Origin of the sequence: Clostridium drakei (genome assembly GCF_000633595.2) — a bacterium.
In the GTDB taxonomy this organism is placed as follows: domain Bacteria; phylum Bacillota; class Clostridia; order Clostridiales; family Clostridiaceae; genus Clostridium_AM; species Clostridium_AM drakei.
On sequence record NZ_JIBU02000014.1, the window covers coordinates 46,493 to 60,908 of the forward strand.

The 14,416-nt window shown below is 30.3% G+C and carries 14 protein-coding genes; 10 read left to right on the forward strand and 4 right to left on the reverse strand.

The genetic code is table 11. The features are described 5' to 3' along the window. Nucleotides 1-136: 136 nt before the first annotated feature. The 3 genes from EG57_RS0208675 to EG57_RS0208685 are packed head-to-tail and all read left to right on the forward strand — an operon-like array spanning nt 137 to nt 3,281. The gene (locus EG57_RS0208675; protein ID WP_029159827.1) at nt 137-388 is read left to right on the forward strand and encodes a (2Fe-2S) ferredoxin domain-containing protein; all 252 of its coding nucleotides are present in this window, start codon (nt 137-139) and stop codon (nt 386-388) included. Continuing rightward, nucleotides 388-2,109 carry a [Fe-Fe] hydrogenase large subunit C-terminal domain-containing protein gene (locus EG57_RS0208680; RefSeq protein ID WP_032076842.1) on the forward strand — a complete coding sequence of 574 codons (1,722 nt, stop codon included), beginning with the start codon at nt 388-390 and terminating at the stop codon, nt 2,107-2,109. Before EG57_RS0208675 ends, EG57_RS0208680 begins: the two co-directional genes overlap by 1 nt. After that, nucleotides 2,109-3,281 carry a SpoIIE family protein phosphatase gene (locus EG57_RS0208685; protein WP_032076843.1) on the forward strand — a complete coding sequence of 391 codons (1,173 nt, stop codon included), beginning with the start codon at nt 2,109-2,111 and terminating at the stop codon, nt 3,279-3,281. The genes EG57_RS0208680 and EG57_RS0208685 overlap by 1 nt, the downstream gene beginning before the upstream one ends. 76 nt (nt 3,282-3,357) lie before the next feature. On the opposite strand, the gene EG57_RS0208690 is transcribed toward EG57_RS0208685, so the two are convergent. Together EG57_RS0208690 and EG57_RS0208695 are read right to left on the reverse strand one after the other, a co-directional pair. After that, nucleotides 3,358-3,714 (reverse strand): hypothetical protein, encoded by a 357-nt coding sequence (locus EG57_RS0208690; RefSeq protein WP_032076844.1) that lies wholly within the window; start codon nt 3,712-3,714, stop codon nt 3,358-3,360. 699 nt (nt 3,715-4,413) lie between these two features. Further along, nucleotides 4,414-5,337: a carbon-nitrogen hydrolase family protein gene (locus EG57_RS0208695; RefSeq protein ID WP_032076845.1), complete on the reverse strand. Its 924-nt coding sequence runs from the start codon at nt 5,335-5,337 to the stop codon at nt 4,414-4,416. Nucleotides 5,338-5,456: 119 nt separating this feature from the next. Between EG57_RS0208695 and EG57_RS0208700 the strand changes: the two genes are divergently transcribed. Both EG57_RS0208700 and EG57_RS0208705 read left to right on the forward strand, forming a co-directional pair. Beyond that, nucleotides 5,457-6,833 carry an aminotransferase-like domain-containing protein gene (locus EG57_RS0208700; protein ID WP_032076846.1) on the forward strand — a complete coding sequence of 459 codons (1,377 nt, stop codon included), beginning with the start codon at nt 5,457-5,459 and terminating at the stop codon, nt 6,831-6,833. A 149-nt stretch (nt 6,834-6,982) separates the two neighbouring features. Then, nucleotides 6,983-8,107 (forward strand): radical SAM protein, encoded by a 1,125-nt coding sequence (locus EG57_RS0208705; RefSeq protein WP_032076847.1) that lies wholly within the window; start codon nt 6,983-6,985, stop codon nt 8,105-8,107. Nucleotides 8,108-8,166: 59 nt separating this feature from the next. Here the strand turns inward: EG57_RS0208705 and EG57_RS0208710 are convergent, their stop codons facing one another. After that, nucleotides 8,167-8,847: a YczE/YyaS/YitT family protein gene (locus EG57_RS0208710; RefSeq protein WP_032076848.1), complete on the reverse strand. Its 681-nt coding sequence runs from the start codon at nt 8,845-8,847 to the stop codon at nt 8,167-8,169. 191 nt (nt 8,848-9,038) lie between these two features. Between EG57_RS0208710 and EG57_RS0208715 the strand changes: the two genes are divergently transcribed. The 3 genes from EG57_RS0208715 to EG57_RS0208725 are packed head-to-tail and all read left to right on the forward strand — an operon-like array spanning nt 9,039 to nt 11,604. Continuing rightward, complete coding sequence (locus EG57_RS0208715) at nt 9,039-9,461, forward strand: MarR family winged helix-turn-helix transcriptional regulator (RefSeq protein ID WP_029159820.1); 423 nt, start codon at nt 9,039-9,041, stop codon at nt 9,459-9,461. A 55-nt stretch (nt 9,462-9,516) separates the two neighbouring features. Next, nucleotides 9,517-10,416: an MBL fold metallo-hydrolase gene (locus EG57_RS0208720; protein ID WP_032076849.1), complete on the forward strand. Its 900-nt coding sequence runs from the start codon at nt 9,517-9,519 to the stop codon at nt 10,414-10,416. Nucleotides 10,417-10,458: 42 nt separating this feature from the next. Continuing rightward, nucleotides 10,459-11,604 (forward strand): universal stress protein, encoded by a 1,146-nt coding sequence (locus tag EG57_RS0208725; protein ID WP_032076850.1) that lies wholly within the window; start codon nt 10,459-10,461, stop codon nt 11,602-11,604. Between the two features lie 73 nt (nt 11,605-11,677). Here the strand turns inward: EG57_RS0208725 and EG57_RS0208730 are convergent, their stop codons facing one another. Then, nucleotides 11,678-12,025 carry a hypothetical protein gene (locus EG57_RS0208730; protein ID WP_032076851.1) on the reverse strand — a complete coding sequence of 116 codons (348 nt, stop codon included), beginning with the start codon at nt 12,023-12,025 and terminating at the stop codon, nt 11,678-11,680. 594 nt (nt 12,026-12,619) lie between these two features. Between EG57_RS0208730 and kdpF the strand changes: the two genes are divergently transcribed. Both kdpF and kdpA read left to right on the forward strand, forming a co-directional pair. After that, a complete protein-coding gene (kdpF, locus tag EG57_RS27460; protein ID WP_084572196.1) occupies nt 12,620-12,697 on the forward strand; it encodes a K(+)-transporting ATPase subunit F in 78 nt (25 codons plus the stop codon). A gap of 27 nt (nt 12,698-12,724) precedes the next feature. Beyond that, on the forward strand, nt 12,725-14,407 hold the full coding sequence (gene kdpA / locus EG57_RS0208735; protein WP_032076852.1) for a potassium-transporting ATPase subunit KdpA: 1,683 nt from the start codon (nt 12,725-12,727) through the stop codon (nt 14,405-14,407). Nucleotides 14,408-14,416: the final 9 nt, after the last annotated feature.

A 14,416-nucleotide genomic window follows, 5' to 3' on the forward strand; every position in this document is an offset into this window, starting at 1 on the left:
TTTTTTGTTGTAAAATTGTATTATAATATGATTAAAATTTAACAAGAAATAAACTGATATACAGTTAATAATTGATGAAAATTATAGTATATAATGTTCTTAATATTAAATTTTGAAATTTTTGGAGAGTGATATCGTGATAAGTATTAGTGTTTGTGTAGGAAGTGCTTGCCATTTAAAAGGATCTCATAAGGTTATAAAAAATCTGCAAAAATTAATTTCACAATATAAATTAGAGGCTTCGGTTGAATTAAAAGGAGCTTTTTGTCTTGGTCATTGCACAGAAGGCGTTTCGGTAAAAATTGATGAGGAAGAAAAAATATATTCAGTTAATGAAAAAAATGTGGAGCAATTTTTCAATGAGGAAGTTGTTAGGAGGATAAAATAATGAAATATATGAATTTTTCCAGTGCTAATTGTAAAAATTGCTATAAGTGTTTAAGATCATGTCCTGTAAAAGCTATAAAATTTAAAAATCAACAAGCAGAAATTGTGGAGGATAGATGTATTGCATGTAGTCACTGCCTTGCAATATGCCCTCAAAAGGCTAGACATATAGTAAGTGATTTGGAAAGAGTTAAAGAGGCTATAAATTCAGGAAAAAAGGTAATAGCAACTATTGCACCTTCCTTTGTGGGTTTTTTCGATATAGACCCTGGCAGGTTTGTAAGCTTACTTAGAAAGTTAGGATTTTCTTATATAGAAGAAACTGCTTCAGGAGCAGATGTAGTTTCAGAGTTGTACAGGCAGTATATGAAAGAAGAAAAGTTGGACAACTATATATCAACAGCATGTCCTTCAGCTAATTATATAGTTGAAAAATATTTTCCTAATTTAATTAAATACATGATTCCAACAGTATCACCTATGATTGCACATGGAAAAGTGTTAAGAAAAATTTATGGAGAAGACAGTTTTATAGTGTTTATTGGGCCTTGTATGGGAAAAAAGATAGAATCTGAAGGCTTTACAAATAAAGAAGTTTTAGATGCAGTAATAACCTTTGAAGAATTTACAAGTTGGGTAGAGAATTCAAATATTGATATACAGAATTTGGAACCATGTGAATTTGATAGAAATTCCTTTAAGGATGGAAGAAAATATCCGCTATTTACAGGTATAGTAAGCTGCGTAAGCGATGTTATTAAAGAGAAAAAACTGGAAGTTATATCTATAAGTGGTACAGAAGAATGTATGGAGTTATTTAAAAGCATTGAAAAGGGAGAAGTCACTAATGCTTTTATTGAAGCTAGTGCTTGTAAGGGGAGCTGCATTGGTGGGCCAGGTATGATTAATAATGAAAAGGGTTATTATAAGAGAGTTCAAAAGGTTAAGAATTATATAAATAGAAATAATTCCATTGGTGAACGTAAATTGGACTTAGATATGGATATAGAATTTTCTAGATCCTTCATAGATAAAAGTATTGAAAAAAAATTAGCTTCAGAAAAAGAAATAGAAAAAATAATGATGGAAATGGGAAAATACAGTGTTGAAGATGAACTGAATTGTGGAGTATGTGGATACAATACCTGTAGAGAAAAAGCTGAAGCTATATTTGAAGGCATGGCAGAATCTAATATGTGTCTTCATTACATGAGAAATAGAGCTGAAAGTATAAGAAATGTTATATTCGAAAACATTGTAAACTGTATCATATTTCTAGATGGAGAAATGAGAATTAAAGATATTAATCCTGCTGCAGAAAAAGCATTTACAGTTAAAGCTGAAAATATAATAAATAAACCAATAGCATTGATTATGGATGATCAGGATTTTAGGAATGTAAAGGAAACGGGAAAGGACATATTAGGAAAAAAAGTATCCTTTCCAAACTATAATTTAGATTTTATAGAAACAGTGAGATATCTTGAAAAACAGGATATAGTGATGATAGCTTTGGTTAACATTACAGAAGAAGAAAAAAATAAAAGAAAGCTTGTGAAACTTAAAGAAAATACCATAAATACAGCTCAGGAAGTAATAGAAAAACAGATGCGTGTAGCACAGGAAATAGCTAGCCTACTAGGTGAGACTACAGCAGAAACTAAAATTGCATTGACTAAGTTGAAAAAAGTAGTAGAAGAAGAAAAAGGGTGTGATAGTTAATGGATTTTTTCATAGAAGTAGCTCATGGCACTTTAATAAAGCATGGAGAAGAATTACCAGGGGACATGGTAAATGTTGTAAGGTTGGAAGACTGTACAATAATAGTGCTGGCAGATGGGCTTGGAAGTGGTGTTAAGGCTAACATTTTGGCTACTTTAACCTCTAAAATTGCAGGTACTATGCTTAAAGAGGGAGCTGATATATATGAAACGGTGGATACTATAGCTAATACTCTTCCAGTATGTAAGGTTAGAAATATTGCATATTCTACTTTTACCATAATCAAGATTTATAATAATGGAGAAGCATATATTGCAGAATATGATAATCCACCTTTTTTTGCTATGAGAAACGGTGAAAGTATGGAAATAAGCAAAAAGAAATCTATTATAAATGATAAAGTTATAAAGGAAAGTAATTTGGTTTTACAGGAAGATGATGTTCTTACTGTAGTAAGTGATGGGGTAATACATGCAGGACTTGGAGAGATATTAAACCTTGGTTGGCAGTGGAAGGATGTAGAAGCTTATCTTAAAAAGAGAACTAGTAGTAATTTAAATGTACAAGTTGTAGCTAAAGATTTGCTGGAAGCATGTTGGGATTTATACTGCCGTAAACCAGGGGATGACACCACTGTTGTATCTATTAAAGTGAGGAAACCATCTTTTGTAAATCTGTTTACAGGACCTCCTAAAGATAAGGAAAAGGATAGTATGGTCATAAAAAATTTTATGGATGCTCCAGGTAAAAAAGTCATATGCGGAGGAACTGCTGCCAACATTGCAGAAAGAGAACTTGGTAGAAAACTCAAGGTTAATTTAGAATTTTTTAACAAGGATGTCCCTCCTACAGCTACTATGGAAGGAATAGATTTAATAACAGAAGGTGTTTTAACTTTAAGCATGGTTATAGAAAAAATAAAAAAATATTTAAATCCTTCTTCTAAGAATATAGAATATATAGATTGTGATGGAAAGGATGGAGTGTCTTCTTTAGTTAAAATTCTTATGGAAGATTGTACTCATTTAAATTTATGGGTAGGAATGGCTGTAAATCCAGCACATCAAAATCCTGATTTTCCAGCGGATTTAAGCATAAAGTTGAAATTAGTAGGGGAATTGTATAATCAGATGAAAGCCTTAGGAAAAAAAGTTCATATAAATTATGTATAAAAATAGATATAGTGAAAATGTATTAAGCATTACTTAATACATTTTCACTATTTTAAGGTTAAAATTTTTTTAGCATTTAATTTTTTTGTACAATTATATAATCTTCCTTGTCTTTAGCAGGAGCGAACATTATCGCTATAGTCGTATTTGTCATGCCAGTCATATCAATTGACTCAAAATCATCAGAAAGTCTTACAATAAAATCGTTATTTCCAAAACTTGAGGATCCAATAAAGTGAGGTGAATTGCTTTTAGACAAATCAGTAGTATATTTATTCCCTCCAATTTCTATTGTCCCGAGTATTTGTTTGCTATTAAAAAATTGTGATTTATACAATTTGCCTTTTAGATGAAATGTAATGGTGGTTACTTTTTTATTTGGTCCTAAATATACACAGCCTTGATAGTATTTATCAATATCTTTAGGATACATATAGATTATATCTGCAATGTTATTGTACAACAGCTTACAAGATAATTGATAATGATAAATATGCTATAAAACATGTATATTGTGTTTATGATAAAGAAAGCCATTTACTCAACTTTTGAATTTTAAAAATTATGTAACACAAGTATATGTAAGCGAAGTAACCTTCATAATACTTAATAACTAGTTTATACATAAATATCAATCTATTTTAAAGTATTTTTATAAGATAAAAAAAGCTGATATTTAAACTAAATATATTAGTAAAACATCACGCTCCGCCTTAGTTTTTGTATTGCAAGGTATAGTTAAATATAATTTGGCTTACCGAAATTGCCTATAAAAACATAATTATGGTAGTACGCTTGAAGTTGCTAGTTTGAATTTTAACTTTTATGCAGTGATATATGATAAGGGTGTCATCACATAAGCTAAATTGTTTTAGTATTATTCTTAGCTTGAAGATTTGGGAAGCCTTAGAACTTTAGTCCTGTCTGAGGGAACCGAGTTTGACAAAGTTCTTAGGTTTTCCAAATCTTCAAGCTTTAGAATAATTAAAACATTTAGCCGTGATGACACCCTTATCATATATCACGAAATGAAAGTTAAAATCCAAACTTCCACTGCACTCTTGCATCACAGTATGCTTATATTAACTCGAAATTTTATGTTTGAAAGTTGAATTAAATAAAACATACTCTTTTAGTTTTCATGAATAACAAGTTCTAGAACATCTGGGCGTGAATAATGGCCTGTCCCGTCGAATTCCATACGGCTAAGAGGAACTTGTTCCATATCGATGTCTATATAAATAATTTCTTCTTTATCCCATACAGGGGCTTTAACGTAATGTCCAAATGGGTCTACAATGCAGCTGCCGCCGGTAAGAACACCCTCTGGTAATTTTGCTATTTCCTCTGGACAATGGAAGATATCAGGATACATATCCTTTGTTACATATTGATTTACATTGATTACATAACAATGTCCTTCTATTGCTATATGGCGTATTGTAGTTTGCCATTCTTCATTGTTATTTGTATTAGGAGCAAGATAAAGTGATACTCCCTTCATATAAAGAGCTGCACGTGCTAAAGGCATATAATTTTCCCAACAAATCAAGCTGCCCATGTTTCCCCATGGAGTATCGATGACAGGAAAGGCACCTTCATAACCATCTCCCCAGATAAAGCGTTCTGCGCCAGTTGGCTTTAATTTACGATGCTTGCTAACAAGCTTTCCTTCTGGTGAGAAAATAAGATTAGTGCAGTAAAGAGTGCAAGTGTTTATATCTCTTTCTGTGATACCAATACTTACATAAGCATTTGCTTCACTAGCTGCGTTGGCAATGCGGTCTGTATCAGCACTTGGTACAATGACAGAATTATCATAATAAACTTTCCAATCTTTTCTGCCTTCTTCGGTACGACTGCCTACAGTAAAGCCAAAGGTCATTCCATATGGATAGCAAGGAATAAAAGATTCAGGAAAAACAATTAAATTGGCACCTTGCTTTCCGGCCTCAAGAATTTCCTGAACAACTTTATCAATAGTTGCGTCCTTATTGAACATAACGGGTGATGCTTGTACAAGAGCAACTTTGCAATTTTTTTCTAAATTTTTCATTATAACGCCTCCTATGTATTTTTATATTATTTATGTTTTGATTATATTATAGTATAATTGCAGTATCAATTGATAAAACTTCAATCTGTTATAGTACAAAATCAAGGAGGCTGTTTAAATTGCTAAAGTATCAGCTAATTGTTAAATATATTAAAAGCGAAATATCAAATGGAAATTTAGAGGCAAAGAAAAAGCTGCCTTCACTTAGAAGGATATCTGAATTATTTCAGTGCAGTATTGGTACAGTTTTAAAAGCTTATACTGAACTTGAAAAGGAACATATAGTTTATTCTTTATCTAAAAGTGGGTATTATGTATTAGAAAGCGATCTTTCTAATAGTAATTCACAGGATAACCCTTTAATTGATTTCTCATCAGGATCTCCAGATATTGAGTCTTTGCCTTATAAAAAATTTCAACATTGCTTAAATAATGCTATAGAACTTTATAAAGAAAATTTGTTTACCTATTCTAATCCAAAGGGATTGAATTCATTAATACAGATTTTAACTAGTCACTTAGAGGAATATCAAGTGTTTACCAAACCCGAAAATATTGTTATAACCACAGGTTCTCAACAAGCACTAAATATCTTAACAAATATGCCATTTCCAAATGGAAACTCTAAGGTTTTAGTGGAACAACCAACTTACTATGGAATGATTAGAGCGCTGGAATTGAATAATATTCCTAGTGTGGGAATTGAAAGAGGCTTTAATGGTATAAATCTTGAAGAATTAGAAAGATTGTTTAAGTATGGCAATATTAAATTCTTTTATACCATTCCTAGGTTTCACAATCCAACAGGAAATTCATATACTAGGCAGGAAAAAGAGGCAATTGCAAAAATGGCTAAAAAGTACAATGTGTATATTCTTGAAGATGATATTATGGCGGATTTAGAGACAGACAAGAAATCTGATCCCATATTTGCTTATGACACCTCCTCAAAGGTAATTTATTTAAAAAGCTATTCTAAAGTTCTTATGCCTGGTTTAAGAATTGCAGCAACTATATTGCCTAAATTACTCATAAATACTTTTCTGGAATATAAAAAATGGTTGGATATGAATAGCCCAATATTATCTCAAGGTGCTTTAGAAGTTTATTTAAAGAGTGGCATGCTTGATAAACACAGAAAGAAAATAAGCAAGTTATATTCAGATAGAATGAGCTGTTTAAAAAATACTATTTCATCATTTAAGCAGTCTAAAATAAAATATAATGTGCCTAAATCTGGATATTTTGCTTGCATTTATGTAGATAGTAAGCTGCAATATGACAAAATAATAAGTACATTATCCAATAAAAATATACAACTTTTGGATACAAGAACTTGTTTCTTAAGAGAATATAGAATTGACAACTATTTTAGAATTAGTATAAGTAAAACAAATGAAGAAAAAATTAAAAAAGGTATGCCCATATTAATAGATACTATACAGAAATATTTAACTGATGACAATGACAATTTTCATTTTTATCCTAAAATATGAATTATTGTTTTGGAAATATTGATAAAAGTATAGTAAAATGTATAAGGTGGATTGTCCAAGTGCATGTTAAAGTCTGTTTTTATGCTATTATAAAAAACATTATTGATTATTGTAATATATGAAAAAAAGGAACTATAGGAGGATACATTATGAAAATTTCAAAGAAAGATGCGTTGACATGGTTTGAATTCTTTTCAACATTGCCAGAAGATGAAGAACTTATGATAAAGCAACAAGAAATCATTTATGCTACCTTTGCACAAATTGAGGCAGCAATTGATGATAGAAATAAAAAATTAATGTCAGAAATTAAAGGTTTAAAAACCTTGGAGAATAGAACTTTTTTTGTTGGAGATGAAAGCAAATTCTCTAAAGGATGTCGTTCTTGCTTATTAGGAACTGGTTTGAGTGCAATTAGAAAAACCAATAAATGTAACATAGAGTGTAAGTTTTGTTATAATTATGGGGATCTAGATAATATTCCTCCAATTGGTGAAGGTATGTGGGAAATTGGTGGTACGAAATTTTATGAGAAGGATATAGATTTACTTCTTTCAATACACAAGAAACCTACTGGTATTTCATACGTTTATTTAGAACCATTTATGGAAATTGAAAAATACTATTCTATTATAAAGAAATTTAATGATGCCAATATTCATCAACACCTATATACAAATGGCATTTTAGCTACTTCAGAGACATTGAAAGCACTAGGTGAAGCTGGTCTTGACGAGATACGTTTTAACTTGGGGGCGTCTAATTGCTCAGATAAAGTTATTGAAAATATTAAAATAGCAAAAAAATATATTAAAAATGTAGGCATTGAAACTCCAATGACTCCTGAGTTTTTTGAAGCATTTTTTAAGAAAAAGCAAGCGATTTTAGATACAAAACTTGATTTTATTAATTGTGCAGAATTACATTTAAATGAGAATAACATAGACAATTATTATGGAGAAAATATGTACATTTCCAGACAAGGCTACATATCTCCAATTTGGAGCAGAAAATTAACTTTTGAATTCATGAAAATAGCTGATGAAGAAAAATGGGATTTATTAGTTCATGATTGTTCAAATCATACAAAATTTGCTAGAGATTTGAATTTGAGCAGCAAAGAAGGAAAATGGTTTGGGGCTAGTGATTATGCCTGTGAGTTTGCAAAGGTACCATACGAAGCATTTTTGTCAATACTTCGTGATGACAATTTTAAATTTTTAAGTGAAGAGGAATTGCCTCAGGGATATAAACCAGGAGAGATGATTTTTTAGATAGTATCTTGATGTGAAAGATTTTGGAATAGATGTAGTTCACATGGGCAATCAGAAGGTTATGCACTCTGATTGCTTCCAGAATCTTCATTTACACGTATATTATTTCTAGACTTAAAATATTGAAAAATAGCACTATATATTTTTGTTATATTTCCTACAAGTACAGCACAAATTATTGTCCCTTCACGTACTCCTTTTATATTTCCGAAAGTAAAAAGTGAAATTATTATTGCAATTATACATAGGGTAGAATCAAGAGCAATTTTTATATTTCCAAACTTTTTTGTGAATTTATTAGAGATGGCTTTTACAACACCTTCTCCAGGATTTATAATTACATTGGCAATAACCTGTAAATATACTCCTAAAGCAAGAAGAAAACAGCCAGAAAGCAAAACAAGTATTTTTACTAAATAAGCATCAGGATTTACAAAGGCGAAAATGCTCATTCCTAAATCAACGAAAAAACCAAAACATGGACCTACAAATAATTGAAGATACTGTTCTTTGGGAAAATCTTTTCTTAAAACAATTATTTCCACAATAAAAAATAAAATACTCAATAAAAAAGTAAATTGTCCAACAGTAAGCGGAAATATCATTGAAAGTACATAGGGCAAACTGTTAATTGGAGAGGTTCCTAAACCTGATTTTGAGGTTAAGCTTATTCCTAAACCCATAAAAAATAAGCCAGATATGAATATAAAATATCTTATAATTATTTTAAGCTTTGACATTAATGATGCCTCCTAATTAGAAAATTTTATCTATAATAATAGTTTCGTATGCAACTATTATTATAGTGTTCTATTACGTTAGTGTCAATATTTAGTAGGATTTACTTCTGTTATTAGGGGATTAATTGACATAAAAGTTTTGTTACTTTAAAATTAAAGTTGCATATAAAACTGAAATTAGGAGAACTATTATGAAAAATTTATCAAAATATATTTCTGTGGCACACAGACGTTCACAAATATTTTATACAGAACAGCTTGAAAAAATAGGAATTAGCAGTGGACAGTTTATGTATATAGTTTGTATTTGTGAAAATCCAGGGTACACTCAGGATGAATTATCTCAACAATTGATTATAGATAAGAGTACTGTAGCAAAGGTTTTATCTCAGCTTGAAGCAAATGGCTTTATTACTAAAATTACAAATTCAAATGATAGACGTGCATTTAATATTTTTCCTACAGATAAAGCACTCAATATTTATCCTAAAATATTAGAAATAAAAGATCGGTGGCATCGTGAAATAACAGAGGGTTTAAGTGATATAGAATGTGATGTTTTTCAAAAGCTAATGGAAAAGGTTATGGAAAATAGCATTAAGAATTGCAAATAAATAAAATTTGAGGTAATCTAACTATAATATTATTTGCTACAAAGGAGAAATTTAATTGGAGATATTGAAAGTTAAAGGGAATACATATTGCATTGACACTGGAATGTCATACATACCATTTTATAAAATTAATGATGAAGAAATTATTATGTTGGATACTGGTTGGAAAAATGGAGAGCGTGAAGGTATAGAGGAAGTTTTGGAAAGCAATAATTTTAGGGTTAGGGCTATTCTAAATAGTCATGCTCATGTGGATCATATTGGAAATAATACATATTTAAAAAATAAATATGATTGTATAATTGCCATGGCTGCTTATGAGGCTAATATTTGTAGTTCTGAGATTAATCTTAAGCTTTATTATGGAAGTCAAACTTTGAAGGAAGTAAAGGAACATTTTGGACATATGATTTGTAAAACTGATATAAGAATAGCTGAAGATCAAGATAATGTATCAATATGTGGGGTTAATTTTAAAATTCTTCATACACCTGGCCACAGCCCTGCACACATATGTATTATAACACCTGATGATGTTGCATATATGGGGGATGCTCTTATAAGCTATGAAGTAATGAAGGGGGCAAAGATGCCTTATGCTTACATATTGAGTGAAGACATGAAAAGCAAGGCAAAGCTTTATGACTTAAATTACAGTAAATATGTAGTTGCACATAAAGGAATGTATGATGATATTAAAAAACTAATAAGTGATAACATTGATTTTTATGAAAGCAGAGCAATGAGAATATACGAAGCAATAGATAAGGCTATGACTATGGAAGAGGTTATGAAAGTTGTCATTAAAAGATTTCATATCAATATAAATGATGTATATAAATATTACGTTATAGAAAGAATGTTAAAATCTTATATGGATTATTTATATGAAATAGAAAAGCTTAATTTAATTATGGAAGATGGATTTCTTAAATATGTGAAAAATGAAAACTAATATTAAAAGCAAAAATTATAGTTGCTTTAGAGGTTGAAGTAAATGAAGAATGATTATAAGAGGACTACTCCAGAGGAAGCATTAAAGAAGTTAACGGAAGAAGGACGAGGAAGCTTAAAAATATATATAGGTTATGCTCCAGGTGTAGGAAAGACTTATGCTATGCTCAATGATGCCAATGGTAGACTTAACAAAGGAGAAAAGATAATAATTGGTTATTTAGAGTCTCATCAGAGAAAAGAAACAGAAAGTCAAATAGGTAATCTTGAAGCTGTGCCTAGAAAGAGTCTTGAGTATAACAATGTGGCAATGGAAGAAATGGATACGGAGGCTATAATAGGAACAAAACCAGATACTGTGCTTATAGATGAGCTAGCACATACAAATGTACCAGGTTCTAAAAATAAAAAGAGATATGAAGATGTTGAAGATATTTTAAGCCAAGGAATAAACGTGGTTTCTACATTAAATATTCAACATTTGGAAAGTCTTAATGATGTAATAAGGCAAATTACAGGTATCACTGTGAGAGAAACTATACCAGATAAAATTATAGAAAAAGCAGATGAAGTAGTAGTAATAGATATTGCACCAGCAGCTCTTCAAAGTAGACTTAAAGAAGGATATGTATACAAAAATGACAATATTGCTAGAGCTCTTAAAAACTTTTTTAGACTAGGCAATTTAAATGCACTTAGGGAAATTGCCCTCCGTCAAACTGCCGAAGAAGTTGATGAAGATCTTGAAGAATATAGAAAAGAACATGGAATTAAAGAACACTGGCATGTGATAGAAAGAGTAATGGTATGCATAAGTCCTAGTCCAACATCTAAAAAACTTATTCGAAGAGGTGCTAGAATAGCAAAGAGATTTAAATGTGAATGGATTGTGGTTAATATAAATAGTAAAAGAATTTTTGCACCAAAAATCACTGAAAAGGATGCTGCTACTTTAGAAGGACATTTTAAATTAGCAAGGCAGTTAGGTGCAGAAGTTGTAAATTTGACTGGGAAGAGTATATCAAAGGAATTAGCTCAGTTTGCAACTGAAAAGTATATAACACAGATTATTATTGGACATAGTACAAGAACAAAGATAGAAACTTTATTAAGAGGTTCGACGGTTACAAGACTACTAAAGCATACAAGAGATATAGAAGTTCATGTTATACCAAATGATTTAATATGAAAGGGATTGTTTCACTAAGAATATATATTATTATATATTTATTCTTAATGAAACAATCCTTTTATATATAGAGCTAATGCCTATTGAATACAAGGCTTCCTTTGCTTGAAAAATTTGAAAATGAAATTCTTGTTCCTTCTACTTTTCCATTTATATGTTTATTACTGAATAGGCGAGAAAAGGAATTATTGGGTATAAGTATTATTTTGTTATCTTCAATTGAATATTTACCATATACACTTTCTTCATCTTTTCCAAAGGTATTTACTAGAGTGAAGTTGTTATCTTTTTTTAATTCTAAGATTATAGAAGTGCTTGTCTGACAAAAATATTTACCATAGTAAGGATTTGAGTGAGAATTACCAGGTAGTAACAATATTAAGATGATTATTATAATTATAGATAGTGTTAAACCTTTCATTTATTTAATACCCCTTTCTATTATGTTAAGTAATTTACAATTAGTAATTATAATGTTTGGGGTAAGTTATTTAAAATTTAATAAGAAAATAATTAAAATGTTATCCATAATGTAAGATGTAATTAAAGCTAAATAGGTAGTTAAATCTAACATTTTTTAACGTTTAATAAGTATTTGGATTAGAATGATTAAAAATCAGAATATTAAGATATATTTGGAGTATAAACATAGTAATTTTACTCCTTTTTTTAATGCATTGTCAATTTATGATACTAAGGTTAAATTAAGAAAACAGTAAAAATTACTAAGAATTATAGGTATATTTTGCTTAAACTGTTCTTAATAAATTAGAGTTTTTTAAATTAAGATTAATATTAAATTTTAAATTTTACATTGATGAAAGTATAATCTGGGTATGCATTTGGGGGAAATACATTAAAATTAATACTTCATGATTAAAGGAGGTTTTTAATATGTTGGATATTATGTTTGCTGCAGTTCTATTTATAGGTTTTGTAGCCTTGAGATTTTTTATTGAATGGTGTGATGGGCAAATTGAAAATAAGAAGGATTAATATGTGGAGGAATTAAAAAATGTGGATACTAATTATAATAACTATTTTATTGTTTGTGTATTTATGCTATGCACTCTTTAACCCTGAAAAATTTTAAAATAATAGTTTTTAGGAGGAAACTTTAATGGAAGTATTACAAATAATAATACCTTTGGTGATATTTATACTTTTAGTAGTTCCTATGGGTAAATATCTTTATAAGGTTAGTACAAGGGAAAAAGCTTTTGGTGATGTTTTTTTTGATGCAATAGATAATTTTATTTATAAAGTTTGTAGAATAGACAAGTCTGAAGAAATGACCTGGAAGCAATATATAATCTCTATTATTGTAGTTAACGGTGTAATGACACTTTTAGCTTATATAATTTTGAGAACACAAGGAAGTCTTATTTTAAATCCAAATAAAATTCCAGGAATGGAACAATCACTTACTTTTAATACAGTTATAAGTTTTATGACAAATACTAATTTACAGGATTACAGTGGAGAATCAGGATTATCTCACTTAAGTCAAATGCTTGTGATTATATTTATGATGTTTACTTCTGCTGCTACTGGCTTTGCTGCAGCACTGGCATTTATGAGAGGAATTATTGGAAGACAAAAGACTCTTGGTAATTTCTTTGTGGATTTAACTAGAGTTATAACTAGAGTTTTACTTCCTCTATCAGTTATAGTCACTTTGTTACTAGCAGCTCAAGGAGTACCACAAACTCTTTCTGGCACTCACACCATAACTACTATAGAAGGTAAACTTCAAGATATAGCCTTAGGTCCAGTTGCAGCTCTTGAAGCAATAAAGCATTTAGGTACAAATGGTGGAGGTTTCTTTGGTGCTAATTCGGCTCATCCCTTTGAAAATCCAACACCTATATCAAATTTAATTGAATTATTATCAATGATGATTCTTCCAGGAGCTGTAGTTTATACTTTTGGATTAATGTTAAAGAATAAGAAACAGGGTTGGACAATCTTTGCAGCTATGAGCATATTGTTTTTACTTGTGCTTCCAGTTTGCTACTTAGCAGAAAAAGCAGGAAATCCAATTTTGGCACATGTAGGTCTTAATCAGCTTATGGGAAATATGGAAGGTAAAGAAGTTAGATTTGGTATACCCCAATCGGCACTATTTACAACTGTAACTACAGCTTTTACAACAGGAACTGTAAACAATATGCATGATTCTCTAACACCTTTAGGTGGACTAGTACCACTATTTAATATGATGCTGAATGTGGTATTTGGTGGAAAAGGTGTAGGTTTTATGAACATGATTATGTATGCCATATTAACAGTGTTCTTATGTGGACTTATGGTAGGCAGAACTCCAGAATTTTTGTCCAAGAAGTTAGAAGGAAAAGAAATTAAGTTAATTGCATTAGCAATTATAATACATCCTTTCTTGATACTCATGTTTTCGGCACTAGCTTTAATTGTTCCTCAAGGATTAGCTGGTATATCAAACCCTGGTTTTCATGGCTTGACTCAAGTAGTTTATCAGTTTACATCTTCTGCAGCTAATAATGGATCTGGATTTGAAGGTTTATCGGATAATACAATGTTTTGGAATACTACAGCAGGAATAGTGATGTTTCTTGGAAGATATTTGTCCATGATAATTCTTATTGCTGTGGCAGGGTCCTTAGCTTCTAAGAAAGCTATACCAGTAACTGCTGGTACCTTTAAAACTGATAATGCCATGTTTTCAATAACTTTAGTGGTTATTGTTTTAATAATTGGCGCATTGACCTTCTTACCAGCCATTGCTCTTGGTCCAGTAGCAGAGCACTTGACACTTATGCATTAAATTCAAAGG